The sequence below is a fragment of the Streptomyces sp. NPDC049627 genome, assembly GCF_044465645.1.
In the GTDB taxonomy this organism is placed as follows: domain Bacteria; phylum Actinomycetota; class Actinomycetes; order Streptomycetales; family Streptomycetaceae; genus Streptomyces.
The window spans coordinates 14,960-40,661 of the sequence record NZ_JBITLW010000015.1 but is presented as its reverse complement, the minus strand read 5'-3'; the positions used below and the strand labels follow the sequence as shown (position 1 = coordinate 40,661).

Below are 25,702 nucleotides of genomic sequence, written 5' to 3'. Positions count from 1 at the left end.
TCGCATGCGCACTGCCCTGCGTACCGCTGTCACCGGCGTGGTGACCGCCGCCACCGTGCTCGTCTGCGCGCCCGCCCAGGCGACACCTCCCGGGCCTGGCGTCACCGCCCGGCTCATCAGTCAGAAGACGGTCGGGGACACCGACTACACCCTGCGGGAGATAACGATCCCGCCCGGCCAGGCCACCGGCTGGCACTACCACGACGGTCCCCTCTACGCCGTGGTGAAGCAGGGCACGCTCAGCCACTTCGACTCCACCTGCGCCTCCGACGGCGTGTACCCCAAGGGCAGTTTCGTCCAGGAGCCGGCCGGACCGACCAACGTGCACATCGGGCGCAACCTCGGCGACACCCCGCTCGTCCTCGACGTGCTCTATGTGCTGCCGCACGGCGCGCCGTTCTCCGAGGACGCGCCCAACCCCGGCTGCCCGTTCGAGTGATCAGGTGGGCGGCAGCGGCTGTTCGGCCCAGATCGTCTTGCCGCTGCCGGTCTGCCGGCTGCCCCAGCGCCGAGTGAGCTGGGCGACGAGCAGCAGTCCCCGGCCGCCCTCGTCGTAGGCGTGGGCGCGGCGCAGGTGCGGGGAGGTGGAACTGCCGTCGGAGACCTCGCAGATGAGGGTGCGGTCACGGATCAGGCGGAGCTGGATGGGTGGTGCGCCGTAGCGGATGGCGTTGGTGACGAGTTCGCTGACGACGAGCTCGGTGACGAAGGCGGCCTCGTCGAGTCCCCAGGCGGTCAGCTGGTCCGTGGCGGCCTGCCGGCTTCTCGCCACGTGCTCGGGGTCCGGCAGGACGTCCCAGGTGGCGATGCGGTCCTCGCCCAGGGCCCGGGTGCGGGCCAGCAGCAGGGCCACGTCGTCGCTGGGGTCCTCGGGCAGGACGGCCTTGAGCACGGTGTCGCACAGGGCGTCGAGGGTGTCGGCGGGCGCGGTCAGGGCGCGGCACAGTTCGGTGGTGGCGTGGTCGATGTCGCGGTCACGGTCCTCGATGAGGCCGTCCGTGTAGAGGGCGACCAGGGAGCCCTCGGGCAGCTCCACCTCCATCGCCTCGAAGGGCAGCCCGCCGACGCCGAGCGGCGGGCCGGCGTTCACTTCGAGCACCTGTGTCCTGCCGTCCGGCAGGACGAGGACCGGCGGTGGATGGCCGGCGGCGGCGAGGGCGAGGCGGCGGGAGACGGGGTCGTAGACGGAGTACAGGCACGTGGCGCCCAGTTCGGCGACCTCGGCAGTGTCGTCCCCGGCGAGGTGGGTGACCAGGTCGTCGAGGTGGGTGAGGAGTTCGTCGGGCGGCAGGTCCACGTCGGCGAGGGTGCGGACGGCCGTGCACAGGCGGCCCATGGTGGCCGACGAAGGAATGCCGTGCCCGACGACGTCGCCGACGACGAGGGCGACCCGGCCTCCGGACAGCGGGATCACATCGAACCAGTCGCCGCCGATGCCGGCCTGCGAACCGCAGGGCCGATAGCGGTGGGCCACCTCGACGGCCGCCTGTCCGGTCAGTCCCCGGGGCAGCAGGTTGTGCTGCAGGGACAGTGCGGTGGTGCGTTCCCGGGCGAAGCGGCGCGCGTTGTCCACGCAGACGGCGGCCCGGCTGGCGAGTTCCTCGGCGAACACGGCGTCGTCGCCGCCGTAGTCGTCGGACTGCCTGATCCGCACCGCCACCGCGACGCCGAGCGTGATGCCGCGGGCGCGCAGCGGCACGGCCATCATCGAGTGGGCGCCCACGCGGTGGCGCCGGCCCGCCGGGGCCCGGGCGTTGCGTTCCGCCACCCACCGCATGAACGCCGGCTCACCCGCGTGACTCTGGATCACCCGGCCTTCCAGGATCGCGCGGGCCGGCGGCGAGAACGGCGGATAGTAGTCCACCTCCCCCAGGTGCACGGCCGCCTCCGGGGTGCCCTCGGTGCCGGAGCCGTGGGCGACGCGGCGCAGGGCGATGTCCGTGCCGGCCAGCGCGGGCGGTTCCTCGGCGCCGAGGACCCAGTCGAACAGGTCCACGCTGGCGAAGTCGGCGAACCGGGGCACCACGATCCCGACCAGCTCCTCGGCGGTGCGCACCACGTCCAGGGTCGTGCCGATGGTGGCCGCGGCCTCGTTCAGCAGGGCCAGCCGCTGCCGCGCCCAGTACTGGTCGGAGCTGTCGAACGCGGCGAGCGCGGTCCCGATCAGGGCGCCCGAGGAGTCCCGCACCGGCCACATGTCGGTGGTCCAGGCATGGTCCCGGTTCAGGGCCGGAGCGCCCGTGAAGCTCTCGTAGCGCAGTGGTCTGCCCGTTTCGGCGACCTGGCGCAGATGCCGCAGAAAGCCCTGGCTGTGCACCTCGTCCTCGACCGTCTCCGGGAAGCGACGGCCGAGCAGCACCTCCTCCGGCACGCCCATGACCTGGCAGGCCGCCTCGTTGAGCCGCAGGTAGCGCTGGTCGGTGTCGAAGACGGACATGGACATGGACGCCTGCTGGAAGGCCCGCTCCGCCAGGGAGGGCTCGCGCTCCTCGGGCGGCGCGGCGGTGATCACGTATCCGCCCGGGCCGCCGCCCTCGCCCAGCACGGGGCACGCCGTCACCTGCAGGGCGACGGATGAGCCGTCCCGGTGCCGCAGTACGGCGGTGCCGGTCAGCGCGGCCACGGCTTCGGGCGGCGGCTGCTCGGCGAGCAGCTCCCGCACCGGCCGTCCCACGGCCTCTTCGGCCGTCAGGCCTGTCAGCCGGTGGGCACCCTCGCTCCACCCGGTGACGGCACCCTGGGCATCGATGATCGCCGCAGCGGAGACGCGCTCCATGTCGTCCAGCATGAGTCCTGCGCGGCACCGCATCAACCGCGATGCCCGGGCGGTTACGCCCGCGACGCCACGGCGCTCGGGCCGCCCGCGGCCCCGCGGGACCCCCGGATCACTTGCGCAGCGCGGCGAGGGCCCGGTCGGCGTGGGTGTTCATGCGCAGTTCGCTGCGGACGACCTCCAGGACCGTGCGGTCCTGCCCGATGACGAAGGTGACCCGCTTCGTCGGGGCCAGTGAGAAGCCGCGGGTCACGCCGAACAGGTCGCGGACGGTTCCGTCGGCGTCGGACAGCAGCGGCATGCCGAGGGTGTGCCGGTCGGCGAACTCCTGCTGGCGTTCGACCGCGTCGCCGCTGATGCCCACGGGGCGCGCGCCGACCGCGGCGAACTCGGCGGCGAGATCCCGGAAGTGGCAGGCCTCGGCGGTGCAGCCCGGGGTGAGGGCGGCGGGGTAGAAGAAGAGCACCACCGGCCCTTCCGCGAGCAGCTCGGTGAGGCTGCGGGTGGCGCCGGTCTCGTCCGGCAGCGAGAAGTCCTCGACCTTGTCGCCGACCTTCAGCTGTGCGCTCATGCCCGTCCCTCCGCGCTCTTCGCGACACTCCGGGCCCACAGCACCAGCGGGATCTGCAGCGGGAGCCGGCCGAAGGCGGCGGCCTTCTGCGGCGCGGGCCGGTGCCGCCAGTCGGCGGCCATCTTCACGTTCGCGGGGAACACGCCGACGAAGAAGGCCGCCGTGGCCAGCGCGGCGGCCCTGCGGGTGTGCGGCGAGGCCAGACCGGCCGCCAGTGCGAGTTCGGCGGCCCCGCTGGCGTAGGTCCAGGTGCGGGGCGTTCCCGGCAGAGCGGTGGGAACGGTCTCGTCGAAGCGGCGAGGGGCGGCGAAGTGAGCGACGCCCGCTGTGGCCAGGAGGCCGGCGAGCAGCAGGGGCGAGCGTTGGGACCGGGGCACGGATCCTCCTTGGACGGCCTGCTCCTCCTTGGATGGCCTGCCGTCGGATGCTACCGGAGAGTAGATCGTGGCCCGTCACCCGGCCCCGGTCGCCAGTGGCCTTGCCGGGTCCGGCTGTTGTGGGTTCCTGGTGTGTAGCCGAAAGAGCGGCGGAAGACGTCGATGAAGGCGCTGGCGGAGGACCAGCCGCAGCGGTGGGCCACGGTCGTGACGGGTGTGCCCTCGGCGAGCAGGCGCAGTGCGTGGTAGAGGCGCGACTGGGTGCGCCATTGCGGGAAGGTCATGCCGAACTCGTGGCGGAAGAGCCGGCTGAGGGTGCGCTCGCCCGCTCCGGTCGCGGCACCGAGCGCGGCGAGGGTGCGCGAGTCGGCGGGGTCGGCGTGGACGAGCGCGCAGACCGCGGCCAGGCGTGGATCGGCGGGGGTGGGCAGGCGCAGGGGCTGCTGGGGCGAGGCCCGCAGCTGGTCGCACAGGACGGCGAGCAGGCGGCGGCGCTCGGGGCTGTCGTCGCCGGGATCACGGGTGTAGGCGAGGATCAGCTCGCGCAGCAGCGGACTGACGGCGAGGACGGTGGGGGCGTCCAGGCCGAGGGGATTGTCGTCGGCGGGCAGTCCGACCAGGTGCAGGGCGAGGTGGCCGTGGGCGCGGTGCGCGTGGACGGTGCCCGCGGGGACCCAGATGGCGCGGTTGCCGGGCGCGAACCAGGTCCCGGCGTCGGTGGTGACGGCGAGGACGCCGGAGCCCGCGTAGACGATCTGGTGGTCGTCGTGGCGGTGTGCGTCGATGCGCTCCCCCGCGGTGAGGACCTGGGCGCGGGTCGGCGCGGTCGGTGTGTGGCGGATGTTCGACACAGTTCGGCAGATTATCGAAAGCGGGCCACAGCGCCGCCCCGCGACGATCGCAGGGTGTCCACGAAACGCAACCGCGCCATCACGCTGCTGTCCCTGGGTCACGCCTGTGTCGACGTCTACCAAGGCGCCGTGGCGGCCCTCGTCCCCTACTTCGTCGCCGAGCGTGCCTACAGCTACGCCGCCGCCTCGGGCGTCGTGCTCGCCGCGTCCTTGCTGTCGTCGGTGGTGCAGCCGCTGTTCGGGGCGCTCACCGACCGCCGGTCGATGCCGTGGCTGCTGCCGCTGAGCGCGCTGACGGGCGGTGCCGGGGTCGCGCTGAGCGGCGTCATGGGGTCCTACGCGCTCACGCTTGCGGTGGTGGCCGGGTCGGGGATCGGCGTCGCCGCGTACCACCCGGAGGCCGCCCGCGCGGCCCGCGACGCCGCGCACGGCAGTCATACGGCGATGGGCTGGTTCTCCCTCGGCGGCAACGTCGGTTTCGCCCTGGCGCCGCTGCTGGTGGCCTCGGTGATGGCCACCGGAGGTCTGGGCGCGTCACCGCTGCTTGCCGTCCCGGCGGTCGTGGGGGCGGCGCTGTGTGCGGCGGCCGTGCGCTCGGCGGGCAGCCGTGGCGGGGCCGCCGACAGCGGCGAGGACGCCGGCCGTGACGACTGGGGGTCGTTCCTGCGGCTGTCCGGCGCCGTCGTGTGCCGGTCGATCGTGTTCGTCGGGCTGAGCGCGTTCGTCGCCCTCCACGTCCGGCAGCGGACCGGTGGCGGGGACGTGGCCGGTACGGCGGCGCTGTGCGTGCTGTATCTCGGCGGGGCGGTGGGCACCGTGGCCGGGGGGCGGCTCGCCGACCGGTACGGGCGCCTGGCGGTGGTGCGCCACGCGTACGTCCTCACGGTGCTCGCGGTGGCCGGTGTGGTCCTGGTGCCCGGGCCGCCGGTGTATCTGTTCGTCGCCCTGACCTCGGCCGGCCTGTACGTCCCGTTCTCGCTGCACGTCACGCTCGGCCAGGACTATCTGCCGCGGCGGGTGGGCACGGCGAGCGGCGTGACGCTGGGGCTGACCGTGAGCGTGGGCGGTCTCGCCGCCCCGGCCGTCGGTGCGCTGGCCGACGCCACCTCGCTGCAGACGGCGCTCCTGCCGCTCATCGCCCTGCCGGCGCTGGGCCGGCTGCTGCTGAGCGGGCTGCGGGAGCCGACGCCGCCGGGAGGGCCCGGCCCGGCGCCCGGCTCGTCCGACCGGCGCCCTCGCGCGAAGTCGGCGTGATCCGGGCGGGACATCGAATCGGGCGGTCCCGGCCAGGGAAGTCGTCGACGATGCGGTGGAAGAGACCGGCCGGCCGGCGCAGCTCCTCGTGGGTCCAGTCGGCCAGGGCGAGCTGCATGCCGCGGGCGTCAGCCTCGCAGACCGGGCGAGGGCCTGCCGGCCGGCCTCGGTGAGTTCGATGCGCTGGGTGCGGCGGTCCTGTGGGGCGGGGACGCGGGTGACGTACCCCGACTTCTGCAACTGCTGCACTACGCGCGTGACACGGGCCGCCGAGGGTGTCCGAGAGCAGTTCGGCGAGCCCGGGCTCGCCCGCGACGACCAGGACATGCCGGCCGGCACCGCGGGCGAGAGCCGCACGCTGGAGGGCGGATCGGTGGCGGGGGCGGGTCGGTGGACCGACTCGCACCCTATGCACACGCCCTCCGCCAGCAGACGTGGCTGGAGGTCGGTTAGATGGCCACCTGCAACCCCAAGCGCGTCGACACTCCCCCGGCCTTTGCGCTTTGATCGAAGGTTCATCCTCCGCGCCGTGACTGCGATCATGACGGGCGTTGTCGGTCTCCCGTTCCTTTTCGGATTCGGCAACGTCAGGGCTCTGGCACTCCGCCTCGGCGTGATGCCTGGGTCGCACCGCTGGTCGCCCCCGCCGTGGATCTGTCCGTGATCGGTTTGCCGCTGGGCACGTTGTACCTCGTCGTACATGGGGCCCGTTCTGAACAGCTACGCCCAGCACGCGGCTTCTGGTCTTCTCCAGCTTCATGACCTTGGCTCTGAACGTGGCCGAGCCGCTACTGACGGCGCACTACGGCAAAGCCGCATCTGACGCCGTCGGCCCTCTGGTGCGCCGCGTTCCAGTCCCGCAGCCGCCGCCAACAGGTCATGCCCGAGCCGAAGCCCAGCTCGTTGGGCAGGTACTCCCACTGGATGCCGGTGTGCAGCACGTACAGGATCCCGCACAGCACCTCCCGGTCCGGCAGCGGTTTACGCCCTGGATACCGAAAGCGCCTCGCGCGCTGCGGCAGCAGCGGCTCAAGCCGGTCCCACAGCTCATCCGACACGATCCACGGCGACGTCCCCACACCAGACCGAACGCTCAACTGCCGCCCGGGACACGGCCGTCAGGGACGATCCGCCTCATTGTGTTAGCCGTTGTTAGCGACATCAGGGTGTGACAACGGTCAGCCATTCCGGTGCGGTCACGTTCACCACTCCGTCGGCCGCGACCGTGATGTCCAACTGTCCTCCGTCGACTTGGAGTCCCGTCACCGCGAGGTGGCGACCGCACCGGGGTCGCTGCTGACGCCGATGCCAGGCAGGGCGGAACTCTCGACAGGTGTCAAAGGAGGCCTCCAGGCGACAGGTCATGCGCTTCCGGCTCCGCCATTTGCGGGGCCACGGCGCAAGGCGCGCGGCAGCAGGGATCCTGCCGGGCAGGATACGAAAGTGAACTGTCTTCACCGCGTAAAGCCCACTGTCACCGCGGCCCACGGTCACCGTGCACCGCAGACAGCAGGCTTCCGGCAAACCCGGCCAGACTGCCCACGAGCAGCCCGAAGACGACCGTCCGCAGCGCACTGCCGCTCAGCTCGGCCTGCTTTCCCCCATCTCATGGCCGAACATGCTGACGCCGAAGCGCCCGGACGCCCCCACCAGCCAGGCCGCTACAACCAGGACGACGGCCGTGACGACACCGAACCTCACGGCCGTGCCGAGGTGTCCGGCCAGCGGGCCCCGACAGGGGAGCAACGGGCGCTTGTGGCCGGGGCGCGTGGCCCGGGCTGCCCGGTAGGCGCAGCCAAGCAGGATCAGGCCGATCACCGCGAGCGCCACGAGCCACAGCGGCCATCCACCCACCGACAGGGACCTCAGGTGTTCCACGCGGTCAGGCTGCCGGCTGCTACCTAATCCACCCGCACCCATGCCGCCCATGAGAGAGGCAAGGGGGGTTGCTGCTGCCGTCGCTCTGCACCGGGTGAACGTCGGCCATCCAAGAGGAGCCGACGCCCAGTGACAGGAACACCGCCACGGCATTCGGGGCGAGCAGCAGGGCGGCAACCGCTGCCAAGCCGGCCCGGCCACCGACACCGCTGAGCGGCAAGGACATCACGGTGCCGGTCCGGCTGCCAGCCGACCCGGCCCCGGGCACCGAGTACTTCCTCCACCTGTCCTTCACCACCAAGGAATCCACCCCGTGGGCGAAGGCCGGCTTCGAGGTGGCCAAGCAGCAACTGCCCCTCGACGCCGACGTCCCGGCGGTGCCCCGCCCCACTGACGAGCGTGCCGGCGCTGAAGCACGACGACGGGGACAAGGCAGCCGTCACGGTCAAGGGCAAGGACTTCTCGGTCACCGTCGACAAGAGCACCGGGATCACCACCTCGTACGAGTCCCGGGGCACCCGGCTCCTCGCCTCCGGGCCGGTGCCGAACTTCTGGCGGGCGCCCACCGAGAACGACCGCGGCAACGGCCAGCACACCCGCAACCAGACCTGGCGCGACGCGGGCACCGACCGCGCGGTGACGCAGGTCCAGACGCGCCCCCTGGGCGACAAGGCCGTCGAGATCAAGGTCACCGGCACCCTGCCGAAGAGCGTCGAATCGACGTACACCACCACCTACACCGTCTTCGGCAACGGCGAGATCAAGGTCGACAACACCCTGCACCCGGGCGCCGCGTCCCTGCCCTACATCCCGGAGGTCGGCACGCTGCTGCTCCTGCCCGGACGTCTCGACCGGCTGCGCTACTACGGCCGCGGGCCCGAGGAGAACTACATCGACCGCCGCGACGGCACCGACGTGGGCGTGTACTCCGGCACGGTCGCGGAGCAGTGGACCCCGTGCATCCGGCCCCAGGAGAACGGCAACAAGACCGACGTCCGCTGGATCGCCCTGACCGACGCCTCGGGCAACGGACTCCTCGTCTCCGGGGAGCCCCTGCTGGAGGTCAATGCCTCCCGCTTCACCCCGGAGGACCTGTCGTCCAGCGTACGCCACGAGTACCAGCTGACCCCGCCCGACGAGGTCGTCCTGCGCGTGAACCACCGGCAGATGGGCCTGGGCGGCGACAACAGCTGGGGTGCCCACACCCACGACCAGTACAGGCTGTTCGCGAGCCGCGACTACTCGTACACCTACCGGCTGCGGCCGCTGACCGACGTGAAAGAGGCGATGGCGGCGTCGCGGAGGCCGACGGCGGCGCGATAGCGGACGCGACCGCCGTCACGCCGTCGAATGCCAACCGGGTTCCAGGCTGTCGAGTAGGGCGTGGAAGGCTTCGTCGGCGCGGTCCCAGTGGCCGTCCGCCAAGGGGGCGATCAGCAGGCCGAACGTGGCGTCGGTCAGGAGCGTGGCTTGGGTCCGGGCTTGATACTCACCCATGCCGAGGTCACGTAGGACCGAGGTGAGCACGTCCGTCCATGCGGTGATGATGTCGCGCATGACGGGCCCGTAGCGGTCCGGGTGAAGCAAGCTCGCGCTCATGATCTCGAGGTAGAGAGGGAGCGAGGCGCGGGCGTCGCGGTCCTTGAACTGACGCCACACGTCTTCCAGGAAGCGGCGCAGGCCCGCTGGGTCCGTAGGCGGGCCGGTCCTCTCCATCAGCTCGCGGGTGCGCAGGAGCGGCCGGCGTTCGTCGACCGCGAGTGCCTTGGCGACCATCCGTTCCTTGCTGCCGAAGTAGTACAGGAGCATGCGGTCGCTGGTGCCCAGGGCCCGGGCGAGCGGGCGTAGGGAGAGGTCCGAGAGGCCGTTGCGCAGGACGTAGTCGCGGACCCGGTCGAGAAGGTCGCGCCGCTTGGCCGGGTCGGGCGGGCGAGGCATGCGGGCTCCCGATGTGTGGGGCGACAGAGACAAGGTGTCCGATAAGAAACTTTTGGAGAGGTATTTACTGTAGCACCTGCTACATGTATATTTTTAGGTGTAGCACTCGCTACGTGTACCGGGTCGGGACATTCCGGCGCGTACACCGTCCACGTCAGCTGTGAAGGGAATGAACCTCATGGTCATCCAGACCATCGACCCCGCCTGGGCCGCCCGGCAGTGGGCTCTGTGGTCCCGCATGCTGGCACCCTTGCGCCCGTTGGGAGCGCCCCGTGGCCGGGCCACCACGTGGGACGCCTCCTGGCCTCTGGAGCGGGACCTGACGTCGGTGCGCCGAGCCAGGCGACTGGTGACCGGGCAGCTGGGTGACTGGGCTCTGGGTGATCTGGCCGACAACGCCGAGCTCCTGGTCAGCGAGCTGGTCACCAACGCCCTGCGTCACACGAGCGGCGCGCTCAGGCTCAACCTGCGGGTGCGTGATTCCCGACTGCTGTGCGAGGTGGAGGACACCGCGTCCGTCGGCCCGGTACGGAACGTCGCCGACATGGACGCGGAAGGCGGCCGGGGCACTGAACTCCTCGACGTGCTCGCGGACGCCTGGGGCAGTACGCGGACCGCCACCGGCAAGACTGTCTGGTTCGAGCTGAAAGCCGAGCTCCCCCTGTGAGAGTCCAGCAGGCGGTCTGCCGCCCGACGCGGCCGGGATCTCGCTGCGGCTTCGTGGTCCCGCTCAAAAGACGCGGATCGGCCTGGAACAACCGCACCGCGTGAAGTGTGTGCCCGGCCTTGGACATGCTCGACACACTGGCCGGGTGGGACATGACGCCGCCGGTCGTCGGTGGTGGGACGGGGCCCTGCCCGGTTTGGCCGCTGATCGAATGGTCCGAGCCTGCCACTGATTGCGGGCCGTCCGCCCTTCCCGCCGGCGTTCCGATGGTCGACCTCGTGGGTCTGGCCAAGGTCCGCGGGCGCGTCGACCACGAATGTCGCGAACGCAACCGCCCGGGCCCGGCTCACTCTCCACCACGTCCTCGACATCCTCCAGAACACCGGAGGTGCGGGACCGGCATCTGCACCACTGCCATCGCCCCGCCCAGCAGGAGCCCCAAGACACCAAGACAGAAAGAGACCCACAGTCACGGAGTCCTACTAGGGCAGGGCGATCGGGAAGGTGAGGGCGGGCTCCTCCAGCAGCCCCAGCAGGATGAGCAGTGCCTGCCGGTCGCCCTCGACGCTGATCGTTCCGGCGGCCACGGCCGAAGCGAAGTCCGTCGTCCCCATGAGCCCCCGGTTGAACTCGGCTCTGGTCAGCCGGAGTACGACGTCCGACTGCCCGCCGCCGGGGGCGTCGCCGCGCATTGGGGTGAGCACCCCGTTGGCCAGCAGCAGCGTCCAGGTCTCGGCCGTGTCGGTGAACTCCCACCGCAGCTGCAGTCGGTGGGCCGCGGCCGCCGGGCCGTCGAGGCGGACCGCCCAGGACTGGAAGATCTGCAGCGTGGAGAGGGCCGGGACCATCGCTCCGCCAGAGGTCCCGACCGTGGTGCGCCGGACATCGGCGGGCTGCCGGAGTTCCTGGGCGCCGCAGAGGTAGAAGTTGCGCCAGGTGCCGTTCTCCGCGCTGTGGGCGAGCCGTTCGAAGGTCGCGGCTTGCAGCTCCCTGGCCCCGGTGTGGCCGGGGTCGGCGAACAGCACGTGATTGAGCACCTCCGCGACCCAACGCAGGTCGCCGGCGTCGAAGGACTCGCGGGCCTTCTTCACCACGGCCTCGGTGCCGCCCATGAAAGCGACGTAGCGCCGGCCCGCATCCTCGGGCGGGAGCTGCCACAGATGGGCCGGGTTGCCGTCGTACCAGCCCATGTAGCGCTGGTACACGGCCTTGCTGTTGTGGCTGAGCGAGCCGTAGTAGCCCCGGGCGTGCCAGGCGCTGCCCAGCTCTCCCGGGAACTCCTGCAGCTCCTCGGCGATCTCCGTTGCCGTCAGGCCGCGGTTCATCAGCCGTACGGTCTGGTCGTGGAGGTAGGCGTAGGCGTCCCGCTGCTCGCACAGGAGCGCGGTGAGCTCCTCGCGGCCCCAGGTGGGCCAGTGGTGTGAGCCGATCAGCACCTCGGCGCGGTCGGCGAAGAGCTGAACGGTCTCCGTCAGGTATCCGGCCCAGGCCTGGGCGTCGCGGACCTCGGCGCCGCGCAGGGTCAGCACGTTGTGCAGGGTGTGGTTGGCGTTCTCGGCCACCAGCAGGACCCGGTGGTCGGGCAGCAGGAAGTTCATCTCGCTGGGCGCCTCGGTGCCCGGCGTCAGCTGAAAGACCATCCGGATCCCGTCGACGACCAGTTCCTCGCCGGTACGGGTGATCAGCGCGGTGGGGGCGATCAGGCCGAAGCGCCCGTTCGAGGTGGCCTGGCCCAGACCGAAACCGATCATTCCGCTGGGGTCGGTCGGCAGCGACCTGCCGTACATGTAGGCGGCGCGGACGAGCATGGCGGGCCCGGCGATGACGTTCTCACCGACCGCGTGCTCCATGAAGCCCTCCGGGGCGAACACCGGGACGCGGCCTGCGGTGACCTCCGCACGGTCCACCACGCCACCCACGCCGCCGAAGTGGTCGAGGTGGCTGTGGGTGTACACGACGGCGCTGACCGGCCGCTCACCGCGGTGGCTGCGGTAGAGGGCGAGGCCGGCGGCGGCGCACTCCTCGCTGATCAGCGGGTCGATGACGACCACTCCGGTGTCGCCCTCGACCAGGGTCATGTTGGAGATGTCGAAGCCGCGGATCTGGTACACGCCCGGCACGACCTCGAAGAGGCCGTCGAGGGCATTCAGCCGGGCCTGCCGCCACAGGCTGGGGTGGGCGGTCTGCGGGCAGTCCTGTTCCAGGAACGACCACCGCTCGTTGTCCCAGACGACACTGCCGGTCGCGTCACGGATGATGCACGGGTCGAGACGTCCGACCAGACCCCGGGTGGCGTTCTCCAGGTCGGTGCGGTCGTCCCAGTCGAGTTCGCTCGCGTTCAAGATTCCTGCTTTCGGCTGGTGGTTGATCAATGGAGCAAGCGCCGGGGCCGGCCGGTCATTCGTCGTGCTGGAGGCGGTCGGTCGTCTGCGTGCGGACGGTGGGGATGGGCAGGAGCGGGAGGCGCAGGGCTCCGAAGGCTGTGCGGGGCACGACGGGCCGGGTCGGCTCGACCGGGGGGATGTGGCAGTAGGACTCGCCCTGGGCGGGCCGGGAGTCGCGTTCGCCCTTGTTGGGCCACATGGACATGGCGCGCTCGGCCTGGGCGGTGATGGTGAGGGAGGGGTTGACGCCCAGGTTGGCGGAGACGGTGGAGCCGTCGACGACGGCGATCCCCGGGTGCCCGTAGAGGCGGTGGTAAGGGTCGACCACGCCGGTCTCAGGGCTGTCGCCGATGGGGCAGCCGCCGATGAAGTGCGCGGTCATGGGGATGTCGAGGATTTCACCGATGGTGTTGCCCGGGAAGCCGTTGATCTCGTCGGCGAGCAGGCGGGCGGCCTGCTCGGCGGCGGGGATCCAGGTGGGGTTGGGGGCTCCGTGTCCCTGGTGGGAGGTCAGCACGCCCTTGCCGCGGCGCACGCGCTTGAGGGAGACGGTGAGGGAGTTGTCCAGGGACTGCATGACCAGGCCGATGATGGCCCGCTCGGACCAGCGGCGCTTGCTCAGCGAGCGGGCGAAGAGGACCGGGTGCCGGACGGAAGTGGCGAGGAAGCGCAGCCATCGTGGGCCGCGGCCGCCACCCGGGACCTGGAGTACGCCCAGCAGGCCCATGGAGTTGGAGCCCTTGCCGTAGCGGACCGGCTCGATGTGGGTGTTCTCGTCCGGGTGGATGGAGGAGGTGATCGCCACGCCCTTGGTGAAGTCGGCACGGCGTCCGTAGCGGCGGTCGGTGGTCTGTGCGGTGACGATCGCCTCGGAGTTGGTCCGGCTGAGGTGGCCCAGCCGGTCGGAGATGTGCGGAAGGTCGTGGCGTGCCTTGAGGGTGTGCAGCAGGGTCTGGGTGCCGTAGGTGCCTGCGGCGACCACGACATGGCGGGCGGTGAAGCTGCGTTGCGCGCGTCTGCGGGTGTCGGTGCGACGGGTGTCGATGATGTAGCCGTCGCCCTCCTCCCTGATCCGGGTGACGGTGGTGAGCGGGTGGATCTCGGCGCCGCCGCGCTCGGCGAGGTGCAGGTAGTTCTCGGTGAGCATGTTCTTGGCGCCATGGCGGCAGCCGGTCATGCACTCACCGCACTCGGTGCAGGCCCGGCGAGCAGGTCCCGCACCGCCGAAGTACGGGTCGTCGACCTCGTCGCCCGGCCGCACTCGGCGGCTGCAGTCCGCGTCCTCGCCGTCCCCGAAGAACACGCCGACCGGCGCCAGATGGAAGCTGGACCCCACCCCCATGTTCTCGGCAACCGCCTTCAGGTGGACGTCGGAAGGGGTGAGCGTGGGGTTGGGACGCACCCCGAGCATGCGCTGCGCCTGGTCGTAGAAGGGCGCCAGCTCTTCCTGCCAGTTGGTGATGTGGCCCCACTGGGGGTCGTCGAAGAACGCCTTCGGGGGCACGTACAGGGTGTTCGCGTAGTTGAGGGAGCCGCCGCCGACGCCCGCGCCGGCCAGGACCAGCACGTTGCGCAGCAAGTGGATGCGCTGGATGCCGTAGAGGCGCAGAGCGGGGGCCCACAGGTAATTGCCCAGGTCCCACGAGTTCTTCGGCAGGTCGGCGGCGGTGAAGCGGCGGCCGGCCTCCAGGACGGCGACACGGTAGCCCTTCTCAGTCAGCCGCAGCGCGGCCACCGAACCGCCGAAGCCGGAGCCGACCACGACGACGTCGTAGTCGAGCTCGTTCCCCTCCGGCGGCCGACCGTGGTCACGGGGGGCGGCGGGAGTTGTCATGTGAGCCTCCGAGGGACGAGACGAGGGCGGCCACCGCCTGGGAAAGAGCGGGGTTCACTCAGGGAGTCCACCCCACGGGCCTCTTCCGCGAGCGGTCGTCGCTGTCGACCGCTGTGCGCCTCCCGCGGCAGGTGTGGCCATACGCTAAGCCGGAACGGCAGGCCGGAAGGATGTGCGGCTGCCCAGCACCGGCGATGGCTGTTGTGCCGCTGCACCAGCGTGGGTAGCGTGAGGGGATGGAGTCGGCCGCCACGGACGTCGCATCCTTGATCAAGCTGGTCGCCGGACGGCTCCTCGACGAGGTCGACGCCCTCCTCCTGGACATCGACGCGGCCATCTTCGAGGTGGCCCCGGTCCTGGCCGAGGACCCGACGCTGGCCGCGGAGAGCCGGGCCAGCAGCCGGGCGAACGTGCTGCGCTGGCTGAAGGCCATGCAAGTGCGTCCCGGCGAGCCGGTCTCCCGGGACGCGCCTTTGGAGACCCTCGACCTGGCTCGGACGCTGGTGCGTCGTGGCGCCGAACTCGACGCCCTCGTGCAGTCCTATCGGAGGGGCCAGAACGTGGCATGGCGGCGGTGGATGGACCTCGCAGCCGCGACCGTCCCGTCCCGCGCCGACCTGGTCGAGGTGCTCCAGCTGTCCTCGGCCCTGATGTACGAGTACGTCGACGGAGTGCTGGACACTGTCATCACACGCATGCAGCAGGAACGCCAGGACCTGCTCTCCGGGGCACTGGCCCGGAGAGCCGAGACGATCCGGCTCCTTCTCGACGGAGCCCCCATCAGCGCCGAACGAGCCGGCCGACAGCTCAATTACGACCTCACCGGAAGGCACGTCGCCGCTGTGCTGTGGTCCGAACCGCCGGGCGATGTGCACGGGACGCTCGAGCAGGCTGCCGGAACCCTCTCCGTGGCGGCCTGCTCACGGCCGCCCCTCACCCTGCCTGCCGGCGCGCGCACGCTGTGGGCCTGGCTTCCCGTCCGCCACGAACCGGACTGGCAGGAACTCCGCGACGCCATGGCCCACACGGCTCCCAGGGTTCGCGCCGTCCTCGGACCGCTCCGCGACGGCGTCACCGGGTTCAGGCGCAGCCACGTCGCGGCGCTCGCCGCCCAGCGGCTCCTCGCCGGCGCCCCCGACGGAGAGCAGCTCACCGCCTACCACGAGATCGAAGCCGTCGCCCTCGTCAGCCAGAACGAGGAGCGCATGGCCGAGTTCATCACCTCCACCCTGGGGCCTTTGTGCGGCGCCGAGCCGGCGCACCTCACCCTGCGGTCCACCCTGCGGGTCTACCTCGACGAAGGCGGAAACGCCCCACGTGCTGCCGAGCGGCTGCACACCCATCGCAACACCGTGCTGCACCGGGTCGCCCGCGCCGAAACCCTGCTGGGATACCAGGTCTCCGAGCGCCGTCTGGCCGTGTCCCTCGCCCTGGAACTCCTGCACCGCCTCGGCAGTCGGGCGCTGCCGCGGTGAGGACTCAGACCTCGAACGCGCAGCGGAAGCCCATGTGTCCTGTTGTGCTGTCAGGTGTGTTGGAGGTGCGGGCCGCCACCCGGTAGCGGTTGCAGTACGAGCTGTGGCACAGGTAGGAACCGCCACGGATGACCTTCGCCGAGCCCGTGCGAGGGCCGGCCGGATCGGTGCGCGGACGGTCCCCGTGGTCGGTGGTCCACCAGTCCGCGCACCACTCCCAGACGTTCCCGGCCATGTTGTACAGACCGAAGCCGTTCGGCTGGTAGGAGTCCACCGGAGCCGTACTCCGGTAGCCGTCCTCAACGGTGTTCTTCGTGGGGAAGTGGCCCAGCCAGATGTTGCACATGTGCTCCCCACCGGGAGTCAGCTCGTCCCCCCACGGATAGCGGCACTGCTCGAGCCCGCCGCGTGCCGCGTACTCCCACTCCGCCTCGGTGGGCAGTCGGCCACCCGCCCAGCGGCAATAGGCCTCGGCGTCGTTCCAGGAGACATGGACGACGGGATGCCCTTCCCGACTCGCCACGTCGCTGCCCGGCCCCTCCGGCGCGCGCCAGCAGGCCCCCTCGACGCCGCACCACCAGGGGGTTCCCTCCAGCCGGTGCGAGGTCCCGCGCAGGGCGCCGGGCAGAAAGGAGGCGAAGACGTACGACCAGCCGAACCGTTCGGCCTCGGTGACATGGCCGGTGTCCTCGACGAACCGGGCGAACTCGGCGTTGGTCACCGTGTGGACGGCCATGCGGAACGGGCTGACACGCACCCTGCGCACCGGTCCCTCGCCATCGTCCGGGAAACCCTCCGAGCCGTCGGTACCCATGAGGAACTCACCTCTGGGTAGCGCCACCGATCTGCTCCGATCAGCGGCCCTCCGCGAGCCGAGCACCAGTTCCACTGCCTCGGCGGCCCCCGGCGCGGATGTCCGTGACGGCTGGCAGCAACTGCCGAGCTGTGAGTCGGGGTGGCCCATGGGTGCTCCCTGAGAATCTCGGCCGGTCCGGGAGGACCGGGTATGGCTGACGGGTGCCTGCCGTCGATGGCTCGAAAGGAATGGCCGCCCGGTCCTCCGGGTCGCTCCGACCAGCGAGAACTGCGGTCATCGCTGGTCAAGGACCTGTCGGCGGAGTGTTCCTCGGGCCGCGGAAGTGCAGGTCACGGTGAACGGAGCGGCGGGCGTGAGCACGCGTCACGCAGGGCCGTGCACTGCCGCCGCCTCGGACGCGCCGCTCTGGCGCGCCGTGCGCCGTACGCCGGAGGGCGTCATGCCGAACCAGCGCCTGCAGGCACGCGACAGGGCGCTCTGCTCGGCGTAGCCCAGCCAGCGGGCGATCCGGCCCAGCTCCATGTCCGTCTCCGCGAGCAGCCGCTCGGCGGTGTCCCGACGCACCACGTCGACCAGATCCGTGACGGACAACCCCTCCGCCGCGAGGCGCCGTTGCAGGGTGCGCGGGTGCAGCCCCAGGCGGGCGGCGATGTCCTCGACGGTGGGTACTCCGTCGGGCAGCATCTGCTTCGCGAGCTCGGTGACCGGGCGTACGAGGTAGGCGTTGTCCCGCGGGGCGGTGCCGGCGAGATGCTCCATGAGCACGCGGTGGACGACCGGGTCGTGCTCCAGAGGGCGGCCCAGGTCCGCGGCGCTGAGGGTGAACCCCGGCCGGGGCTGGGAGAAGCGCACCGTGGCGGAGTAGTCGCTCTCATAGTCCGCCTGAGGCGTCAGCGCGCGGTGCGGAACGTGGATGTCGACAGGACGGAAGGACGAACCGGCCAGCAGCCTGAGCACCGTCAGCGCACGTGCGAGGACCGCCTCGGCTCCCTGGGGATGGAGCCACCGCCGGCCGAGGACACTGCGGAACTCCACGAACGCCAGGCCTTCGCCGGGGCCGGGGACCAGCCGGAGCGAGCAGCCCGTGGAGTAGGTTCCGAGGTAGCGGCTGAAGACCTCGACCGCCTCCGCGAGGGTACGAGCGGTGCGCGCGGCGGGTACCACGGGTCCGAGGATGTCCGCGCTCTGCCGCCGGCCCAGCCTGCGACCCAGATCCGGTGTGCCGGTCCTCTCGGCGGCGGCCTCCAGCAACTCCATGACACGCCGGAAGGGCACGTACTCCTCGTACCGCCCCGCCGTCGAGGGCTCGATCCCGGCGAGGTGCAGCAGGTCGTCCGGCGCGCCGCCCAACTCAGTGACCAGCTCACGGAATCCGCTCAGCGCGGAACCGCGGACCAGCCCGTGTCCCGCGACGGCGTGCGGGCAGTTCGGCCCGCAGGTCCGGCTCTCGCGATGCCCGCCCGTGGAGCGGCCCGGCCCCAGGGCCTGCGCGACCGCTGCTTCTCGGCTCATCGCGACCGTACCTCCTCATCATGGCCACCGTGGTCCACCGGCGCGGAACGCCGTCGCCAGGGCATTTCGGAAGAGCTTAAGCAGCCGACCGGGGAGCGGCACTGGGCGCGCACACAATGCCGGAGCTGCGGACCGTGCCACCGCACAACGGTCGTACGGTCCCTTCCGCCCTGCCCGCACTGTGCAGCACCACCGGTGCACGGTGTCGCGCCAAGCCAAATTGTCGGCACCCGAAGGCAAGACCCGCCGCGGGGTTCTTCGCGATGGTGATGGCGGGCGTACCTCGCGGGGCACGTGCCGACTCCTCCGTCCCCGCTTGTGATCCGCACCACCCAGCACTCGGAAAGGAACCGTCCCGTGGTGAATCCGGCCTACCGCGCCACACTCCCGATCAACGAGCCGAGGCGGCCGGCGGCCACGCCGATGGACGTGCGCGATGCCGAGATGCCCGAGCCCGTCACCAGGATGCGACCGCCGAAGGGCGCACCCAACGTCCTCCTGATCCTCATCGACGACATGGGCTACGGAGCCTCGTCCTCGTTCGGTGGCCCCTGCCGGATGCCGGTGGCAGACCGGCTCGCCGAGAACGGCCTGCGGCTGTCGCGCTTCCACACCACCGCGATGTGCTCGCCGAGCCGCGCCAGCCTGCTCTCGGGCCGCAACCACCACACGGTGGGAGCCGGCGGTATCACCGAGATCGCCACCAGCCAGCCCGGCTACACCTCCGCGCGCCCCGCATCCTGCGCGACGCTGCCGGAGATCCTGCGGATGAACGGCTACAACACGTCCTGCTTCGGCAAGTGGCATCAGACGCCGACCTGGGAGACCAGCCGGACCGGCCCGTTCGACCGCTGGCCGACCGGTGAGGGCTTCGAGCGCTTCTACGGATTCATGGGCGCCGAGACCAACCAGTGGCGCCCCACCCTCTTCGAGGGCACCAGCCCCATCCCCACCCCGGACCGGCCCGGCTACCACCTGAGCGAGGACCTCGTCGACCGGCTGATCGCCGACCTCCGCGAGCAGCAGGCGCTCAGCCCGGACCAGCCGTTCTTCAGCTACCTGTCCTTCGGTGCCTGCCATGCCCCGCTGCACGCGCCCCGGGAGTCCATCGACGCCTACCGCGGCGAGTTCGACCACGGCTGGGACGAGCAGCGGGAGCGAACTCTGGCCCGGCAGAAGGAACTGGGGATCGTGCCGGAGCACACCGAGCTCAGCCCCCGGCCGGCCGAGATCGGCGCCTGGGAGGAGCAGCCCGAGGACGCCCGGCGGCTGTACGCGCGCATGATGGAGAGCTACGCGGGCTTCGCCACCCACACGGACGAGCAGGTCGGTCGGGTCGTGGACGCGCTGGAGGAGATGGGCGTCCTCGACGACACGATCATCCTGTACGTCATGGGTGACAACGGCGCGAGCGCCGAGGCCGGCCCGCACGGGTGCCTCAACGAGTACGCGTCCTACAACGGGATCAAGGAGACCGTCCCCGAGATGCTCGCGCGCATCGACGAGACGGGTGGCCCCGACACGCTGGCCCAGTACCCGGTGGCCTGGGCCCACGCCATGAACGCGCCGTTCCAGTGGACGAAGCAAATGGCCTCCCACTGGGGCGGTACCCGGGTCGGCACCATCGTGCACTGGCCGGCCGGCATCCGGGCCCGCGGCGAGGTCCGCCACCAGTTCACCCACATGAACGACGTGGCGCCGACCATCCTCGAACTCGCCGGCATCCCCGAGCCCACCTCGGTCAACGGCGTGGCCCAGAAGCCCATGGAAGGCGTCTCCATGGCCTACGCCTTCGACGAGGCGGACGCCCCGGAGCGGCACACCACCCAGTACTTCGAGATCTTCGGCAACCGCGGCATCTACCACAACGGCTGGTCGGCGTGCACCAAGCACGAGGTGCCGTGGGAACTCGCCGGCAGACCGGGGCCGTTCACCGAGGACGTCTGGGAGCTCTATGCCCCCGACGACCACGCACAGTGCCGCGACCTCGCGGCCGAGCAGCCGGAGCGGTTGCGCAAGCTGCAGGACCTGTTCCTGATCGAGGCCGCAAAGTACGACGTCTTCCCGCTGGACGACCGCAAGGTGCTGCGGATGGACAGCGAGTTGGTGGGCCGCCCGCGGCTCGGCAACGGCCGCGCTGTCACCCTCTACCCGGGAATGCGCCATCTCAACGAGAGTGTGCTGCCGGACACCAAGAACCGGTCCTGGACGGTGACCGCGCAGATCGAGGTCGGCGACGAGCCGGCGCGCGGCGCGGTGGTCGCCCAGGGCGGCCGGTTCGCCGGCTGGGCCCTGTTCCTGCGCGAGGGCGCCCCGGCGTTCCACTACAGCTGGGTGGATCGCGAGCACTACGAGATCAGCGCGCCCGAGCCGCTGGGCCCCGGCAGGCACACCCTGCGCTACCGCTTCACCTACGACGGCGGCGGCGTGGGCAAGGGAGGCCTCGGTCAGCTGTTCGTCGACGGCGAGCCGGCCGGATCGGTGCGGCTGAACCACACCGTTCCGTTCGTCTACCACGCCACCGAATGGCTGGATGTCGGCGAGGACAACGGCGTACCCGTGACCGACTACGGCACCCGGGGCGGCCGGTTCAGCGGGCGGATCGAGAAGGTCGTCCTGGAGGTCGGCGACGATCTCTGCGAGGACCCGGCGGGTGAGGCGCAGGCGATGGTGTCCGTGCAGTAGTCCCCGACCGGGGAGAGCCGGGAGCCGCTGCACGAACTCGGCGTGCGGGCCCGCGTTCCCCATTCCCCCCAGGTCCCGTGGGCCCCGTCCAACTCCTCTCCGCACCAGCCAACTTCCCGGAGCCGTAGTGACCGACAACGACGTCGTCCCCCTCAGAACCCCCGACCTCTCCCCAGCAGCACCCCACTCCAGGCGACGGGCGTGGACCGTCACCGGGTTGCTCGTGGTCTTCATGATGATCAATTTCGCCGACAAGTCCGTCATGGGGCTTGCGGCCGACTCGATCCGCCGTGACCTCGGCCTGTCGGCGACGTCCTTCGGACTGGCCAACAGCGCGTTCTTCCTGTTGTTCTCCGTCTGCGGCGCCGCGGTCGGGCTGCTGGCGGACCGGGTACGGCCGCGGTGGCTGCTGCTGGGAATGGCTCTGCTGTGGTCGGTCGCCCAGATGCCCATGGCACTGGGCGGCGGGGTGGCCGTGCTGGTCGCCTCCCGGGTCCTCCTCGGGGCCGCAGAGGGGCCGGCGTTCCCCGTCGCCCAGCACAGCGCCCTGTCCTGGTTCCCCGACCGCAAGCGCAACCTGCCCGGTTCTCTGATCACTGCCGGTACCACCCTGGGCGTCGTGGTGGCGGCCCCCGGTCTGACCTGGGTGATCCACCACCACGGCTGGCGTTCCGCCTTCGGTGTGGTCGCGGCCGTGGGCGTGGTCTGGGCCGCGGCCTGGGTCGCCCTCGGCGGGGACGGCGGCCACGCGGCCGACATCCCCGCGCGTGCCGGTACGGAAGCCGGCGCCCCGAGCCCCGCCGACGCGTCCTACCTGCGCATCCTCCGCACCGGTAGCTGGATCGGCAGCACGGCCGCCTTCTTCAGCACCTACTGGCTGACTGCCCTGGCGCTGGTGTGGGCGCCCTCCTACCTGCGCGACGGGCTGGGTTACTCGGACACAGCCGCGGCAGACCTGGTCGCTGTGCTCTGGGCCGTCAACGGCGTCGCCCTGCTGGGCCAGGCCGCACTGACCGGATGGCTGCTGCGTCGCGGCGTGAGCAGCCGCTGGGCCCGTGCCCGCGTCGGCGGCATCACGCTGATCGCCTGCGCCCTGTGCTGTCTCGGCCTGTCGCAACTGGCCGGCGGAGCACTCGCCGTCGTGCTCCTGATCGTCGGGTTCGGCCTGCCCGGGCTCATGGTGAGCGTGTCGGTGACCTCGGTGGCCGAACTCGTCCCAGGCCGGCGCCGCGGTGGCGCCCTGGGCCTGATGACCGCCGTGGTCACGGCGGGCGGCCTGGTCGCCCCCGCCCTGACCGGCCACCTCGTCGACACCCAGGGCACGGCCGGTTACCGGCTCGCCGTACTGCTCGTGGGCCTGCTCCTGCTGATCGGCGGTGCCGCTGCCGTCACCCTGGTCGACCCGGCCCGTGACGCACGCCGCCTGGCCGCATGACGCACTCCGTTCCCTCCGTCCGCCACCCAAGGAGTGACGTGAACAGCACCCCCCTTGACACCGCCGCCCTCGACCGCGCCCTGCACGAGCTGCGTGAGAACGCCGCGTCCTGGGCCGCGGCACCGCTCGCCGATCGGATCGGCCTGCTGGAACGGCTGATGCCGCGGATCCGCGGCGCCGCGGCCGAGCTGGCCGCGGCCGGCGCCCGCGCCAAGGGGTACAGCCCCGACTCTCCCTGGGCCGCGGAGGACTGGGCGGGCGGCCCGTGGGCGCTGGCTCAGAACGTCAGCGCCCGCCTCCGGGTACTGCGGCGGATCGCCGCCGGCCAGGATCCGCTGCCTGCGCGGGCGGTCCACGAACACGGCGGCCGTGTCTGGGTGGACGTGTTCCCCGCCACCGGCTGGGACCGGCTGCTGCTCAGTGGCTACTCGGCCCGGGTTCGGATGGGGGCGGGCATCACCGCCGAGCAGGTGCGCCACCGGGCGGCCGGACTGTACCGGGGCCGTCCGGAACCGGCCGGGGTGGCGCTGGTGCTCGGCGCGGGCAACGTCGCCGCACTGACCGCCCTGGACATCCTGCACAAGCTGTACGCCGAGGGCCAGGTCGTCGTCGCCAAGATGAACCCGGTCAACGCCTATCTGCGGCCCCACTTCGAGGGCATCTTCGCCGAGTTCATCGAGCGGGGCTGGCTGCGGTTCGTCGACGGCGGCCCTGCCGAGGGCGCGTACCTCACCACTCACGACGGTGTGGACTCCGTCCACGTCACCGGCAGCGACCGCACCCACGACGCCATCATGTGGGGCACCGACGACCAGGCCGAGCAGCGCCGCCGCGACGACCGGCCGTTGGTCGACAAGCCGTTCACCAGCGAGCTGGGCGGAGTCAGTCCGTGCATCGTGGTGCCGGGGCAGTGGAGCGCGGCGGACTTCCGCTTCCAGGCCGAGCACATCGTCACCAGCAAGATGAACAACTCCGGCCACAACTGCATCGCCAGCCAGGTGCTGGTGCTGCCCCGCTCCTGGGACGGCACCGAGCGGCTGCTCGACGAGATCCGCAAGGTGCTGCGCACCCTGCCGGTCCGCAGCGACTACTACCCCGGCGCCGACGGGCGGCTGGCCGCGGTCCGCGCGGCCCATCCGGACGCCGAGAGCTACGGCGACGGCTGCCGGCTGCTGGTGCCGGACATCGCCGACCACGACGACGTGCTGCTCAGCAGTGAAGTGTTCGCCAGCGCCCTCGGCGTGGTCCGCCTGCCCGGCGAGATCCCGGCCGACTTCCTCCGCCACGCCGTCGACTTCGCCAACGCCACCCTCCCCGGCACGCTCGGCGCGACCCTGATCGTCCACCCGGCCACCGAGCGGGCCCACCGGACCGTGGTGGAGGCGGCCATCGCCGAGCTCCGTTACGGCACCCTGGGCGTCAACTGCTGGTCCGCGGTCGGTGTCCTGCTCGGATACACGCCCTGGGGCGCGTATCCGGGCAACACCCGGCAGGCGATCGGCAGTGGCATCGGCTTCGTCAACAACGCCTTCTTGCTGGAGGACGTCGAGAAGACCTTGGTACGCGCGCCCTTCGCGCCCGCCCCGCGTGGCCTGTTCACCGGCTCGCCATCACTCTCGCCCCGCCCCCCGTACTTCGTCACCAACCGCACCGGACGCACCACCCTGGAACGCGTCACCGGCTTCACCACCGCACCCGGCATCACCCGACTGCCCGCCGTCTTCGCCTCCGCACTTCGCGGCTGAACAGGAACCGATCCACTCATGAACCTCAACGACTTCCTCGTCCGCGCCGCTGCCGAGCACGGCCACCGCCGTGCGGTCGAACTCGGCGACCAGGGACTGAGCTACGCCGAGCTGGCCACCCTTGCCGGTCGTACCACCGCACTCCTCACCGCCCGTGGGGTCGGCCCCGGCGACCGGGTCGGCATGATGCTGCCCAACCTGCTCGAGTTCCCCGCTCTCTACTACGGCGTGCTGGGCGCCGGTGCCGTCGTGGTGCCGATGAACCCCCTGCTCAAGCCGCGTGAGATCGCGCACCAGGTGCGCGACTCCGGCATGGCGCTGCTCCTGGCCTGGGACGGCGTAGCCGACCAGGCCCGGGCCGGCGCCGACGACACCAACACCCCCGTGGTGCCGATCGTGCCCGGTGGGCTCAAGACGCTGCTGGCCGACCACCCGGACCCGGCAACGGCCGTCCCGCGGAAGGACGACGACCTCGCCGTCATCCTCTACACCTCCGGCACCACGGGCGCGCCCAAGGGCGCCATGCTCAGCCACGCCGGGCTGGCCCGCAACGCCCAGATCGGCGGGATCACCCTGCTCCGGCTCACCCCCGACGACGTGGTGATGGGCTGCCTGCCCTTCTTCCACGCCTTCGGACAGTCCTGCGCCATGAACGCCGCCATGGCGGCGGGTGCCCAACTCACCCTGCTCGCCCGCTTCGACCCGGCCCAGGCCCTGCGCACCATCGACGAGCGACGGGTCACCGTCTTCGAAGGCGTGCCCACCATGTACGCCGCCATACTCGCCGAACATGAGCGCAGTGCGGAGCAGCGCGACACGAGCTCGCTGCGCATGTGCATCTCCGGCGCCGCATCCCTCCCCGTCGAACTGCTGCACACCTTCGAGGCCGCCTTCGGATGTCCGGTCCTGGAGGGTTTCGGCATGTCCGAGACCTCCCCGATCGCCTCCTTCAACCACCCCGACCGGGCCCGCAAGCCCGGCTCCGTCGGCACACCCGTCGAGGGCGTCGAGATGCGCCTCCTCGACCCGCAGGACGGCGTCGGTGAACTCTGCGTCCGCGGACACAACGTCATGGCCGGCTACTGGAACCGCCCCGAGGCGACCGCCGAGGCGATCGTCGACGGCTGGCTGCGCACCGGCGACCTGGCCCGCGTCGACGAGGACGGCTACTACTACATCGTCGACCGCAAGAAGGACGTCATCATCCGCGGCGGCTACAACGTCTACCCGCGCGAGATCGAGGAGGTGCTGTACGAGCACCCCGCAGTGGCCGAGGCCGCGGTGATCGGCATTGCGCAGCCGGCCCTCGGCGAGGAGGTGGCCGCGGTGATCGCGCTGCGCCCCGGCGCCGAGGTGGGCGCGGACGAGCTGCGGCAGTTCGTCCGGGAGCGGGTGGCGGCCTACAAGTACCCGCGTGAGGTCTGGTTCGTCGACGCTCTGCCCAAGGGGCCCACCGGCAAGATCCTCAAGCGCCAGATCGCCGCCCCCGAGAGCCGTTGACCCCGC

Annotated in this window: 18 protein-coding genes and 3 pseudogenes; 9 read left to right on the top strand and 12 right to left on the bottom strand. The window is 71.4% G+C overall.

All coding sequences use genetic code 11. The features are described 5' to 3' along the window. Positions 1-4: 4 nt before the first annotated feature. Positions 5-439, top strand: coding sequence for a cupin domain-containing protein (locus tag ACIBU0_RS34880; protein WP_398826728.1), 435 nt, complete (start codon positions 5-7; stop codon positions 437-439). Here ACIBU0_RS34880 and ACIBU0_RS34875 read toward each other — a convergent pair whose 3' ends face one another. From ACIBU0_RS34875 to ACIBU0_RS34860, 4 genes are all read right to left on the bottom strand, one after another. Continuing rightward, positions 440-2,776: a SpoIIE family protein phosphatase gene (locus ACIBU0_RS34875; RefSeq protein ID WP_398827103.1), complete on the bottom strand. Its 2,337-nt coding sequence runs from the start codon at positions 2,774-2,776 to the stop codon at positions 440-442. It abuts the gene before it with no gap. Between the two features lie 109 nt (positions 2,777-2,885). Further along, complete coding sequence (locus ACIBU0_RS34870) at positions 2,886-3,344, bottom strand: peroxiredoxin (RefSeq protein ID WP_398826726.1); 459 nt, start codon at positions 3,342-3,344, stop codon at positions 2,886-2,888. Further along, positions 3,341-3,721 (bottom strand): DoxX family protein, encoded by a 381-nt coding sequence (locus tag ACIBU0_RS34865; RefSeq protein WP_398826724.1) that lies wholly within the window; start codon positions 3,719-3,721, stop codon positions 3,341-3,343. The genes ACIBU0_RS34870 and ACIBU0_RS34865 overlap by 4 nt, the downstream gene beginning before the upstream one ends. A gap of 50 nt (positions 3,722-3,771) precedes the next feature. Continuing rightward, positions 3,772-4,572 (bottom strand): AraC family transcriptional regulator, encoded by an 801-nt coding sequence (locus ACIBU0_RS34860; protein WP_398826722.1) that lies wholly within the window; start codon positions 4,570-4,572, stop codon positions 3,772-3,774. 54 nt (positions 4,573-4,626) lie between these two features. Here ACIBU0_RS34860 and ACIBU0_RS34855 point away from each other — a divergent pair, with 54 nt between their 5' ends. After that, positions 4,627-5,826, top strand: a complete 1,200-nt coding sequence (locus ACIBU0_RS34855; protein WP_398826720.1) for an MFS transporter — start codon at positions 4,627-4,629, stop codon at positions 5,824-5,826. 37 nt (positions 5,827-5,863) lie between these two features. Here ACIBU0_RS34855 and ACIBU0_RS34850 read toward each other — a convergent pair. The 3 genes and pseudogenes from ACIBU0_RS34850 to ACIBU0_RS34840 all read right to left on the bottom strand — a co-directional run. After that, positions 5,864-6,096 (bottom strand): annotated as a pseudogene (locus ACIBU0_RS34850) (MarR family transcriptional regulator); the annotation flags it as partial. Between the two features lie 572 nt (positions 6,097-6,668). Then, a pseudogene (locus ACIBU0_RS34845) lies at positions 6,669-6,905 on the bottom strand (transposase); the annotation flags it as partial. A 502-nt stretch (positions 6,906-7,407) separates the two neighbouring features. Then, positions 7,408-7,704: a hypothetical protein gene (locus ACIBU0_RS34840; RefSeq protein WP_398826718.1), complete on the bottom strand. Its 297-nt coding sequence runs from the start codon at positions 7,702-7,704 to the stop codon at positions 7,408-7,410. Between the two features lie 206 nt (positions 7,705-7,910). Here ACIBU0_RS34840 and ACIBU0_RS34835 point away from each other — a divergent pair. Then, positions 7,911-9,027 (top strand): annotated as a pseudogene (locus ACIBU0_RS34835) (beta-galactosidase domain 4-containing protein); the annotation flags it as partial. 15 nt (positions 9,028-9,042) lie between these two features. Here the strand turns inward: ACIBU0_RS34835 and ACIBU0_RS34830 are convergent. Further along, positions 9,043-9,642, bottom strand: a complete 600-nt coding sequence (locus ACIBU0_RS34830) for a TetR/AcrR family transcriptional regulator (RefSeq protein WP_398826716.1) — start codon at positions 9,640-9,642, stop codon at positions 9,043-9,045. A gap of 169 nt (positions 9,643-9,811) precedes the next feature. Between ACIBU0_RS34830 and ACIBU0_RS34825 the strand changes: the two genes are divergently transcribed. Beyond that, a complete protein-coding gene (locus tag ACIBU0_RS34825; RefSeq protein ID WP_398826714.1) occupies positions 9,812-10,309 on the top strand; it encodes an ATP-binding protein in 498 nt (165 codons plus the stop codon). Between the two features lie 482 nt (positions 10,310-10,791). Here the strand turns inward: ACIBU0_RS34825 and ACIBU0_RS34820 are convergent, their stop codons facing one another. Together ACIBU0_RS34820 and ACIBU0_RS34815 are read right to left on the bottom strand one after the other, a co-directional pair. Then, positions 10,792-12,651 carry an alkyl/aryl-sulfatase gene (locus ACIBU0_RS34820; protein ID WP_398826712.1) on the bottom strand — a complete coding sequence of 620 codons (1,860 nt, stop codon included), beginning with the start codon at positions 12,649-12,651 and terminating at the stop codon, positions 10,792-10,794. Positions 12,652-12,706: 55 nt separating this feature from the next. After that, entirely contained in the window at positions 12,707-14,527 is a 1,821-nt protein-coding gene (locus ACIBU0_RS34815; protein ID WP_398826710.1) for a GMC oxidoreductase, read from the bottom strand. Positions 14,528-14,763: 236 nt separating this feature from the next. Here ACIBU0_RS34815 and ACIBU0_RS34810 point away from each other — a divergent pair, with 236 nt between their 5' ends. Beyond that, a complete protein-coding gene (locus ACIBU0_RS34810) occupies positions 14,764-16,002 on the top strand; it encodes a PucR family transcriptional regulator (RefSeq protein ID WP_398826708.1) in 1,239 nt (412 codons plus the stop codon). 4 nt (positions 16,003-16,006) lie between these two features. On the opposite strand, the gene ACIBU0_RS34805 is transcribed toward ACIBU0_RS34810, so the two are convergent. Next, a complete protein-coding gene (locus ACIBU0_RS34805; RefSeq protein ID WP_398826706.1) occupies positions 16,007-16,966 on the bottom strand; it encodes a formylglycine-generating enzyme family protein in 960 nt (319 codons plus the stop codon). Positions 16,967-17,182: 216 nt separating this feature from the next. Beyond that, positions 17,183-18,331, bottom strand: a complete 1,149-nt coding sequence (locus ACIBU0_RS34800; RefSeq protein WP_398826704.1) for an AraC family transcriptional regulator — start codon at positions 18,329-18,331, stop codon at positions 17,183-17,185. Between the two features lie 357 nt (positions 18,332-18,688). Here ACIBU0_RS34800 and ACIBU0_RS34795 point away from each other — a divergent pair, with 357 nt between their 5' ends. The 4 genes from ACIBU0_RS34795 (at position 18,689) to ACIBU0_RS34780 (ending at position 25,696) form a co-directional block, all read left to right on the top strand. Further along, a complete protein-coding gene (locus ACIBU0_RS34795) occupies positions 18,689-21,016 on the top strand; it encodes an arylsulfatase (RefSeq protein WP_398826702.1) in 2,328 nt (775 codons plus the stop codon). A gap of 127 nt (positions 21,017-21,143) precedes the next feature. Next, positions 21,144-22,451, top strand: coding sequence for an MFS transporter (locus tag ACIBU0_RS34790; RefSeq protein ID WP_398826700.1), 1,308 nt, complete (start codon positions 21,144-21,146; stop codon positions 22,449-22,451). Between the two features lie 38 nt (positions 22,452-22,489). Beyond that, on the top strand, positions 22,490-24,196 hold the full coding sequence (locus tag ACIBU0_RS34785) for an aldehyde dehydrogenase family protein (RefSeq protein ID WP_398826698.1): 1,707 nt from the start codon (positions 22,490-22,492) through the stop codon (positions 24,194-24,196). Positions 24,197-24,214: 18 nt separating this feature from the next. Then, positions 24,215-25,696, top strand: a complete 1,482-nt coding sequence (locus ACIBU0_RS34780; RefSeq protein WP_398826697.1) for a long-chain fatty acid--CoA ligase — start codon at positions 24,215-24,217, stop codon at positions 25,694-25,696. The last annotated feature ends 6 nt before the right edge of the window (positions 25,697-25,702 follow it).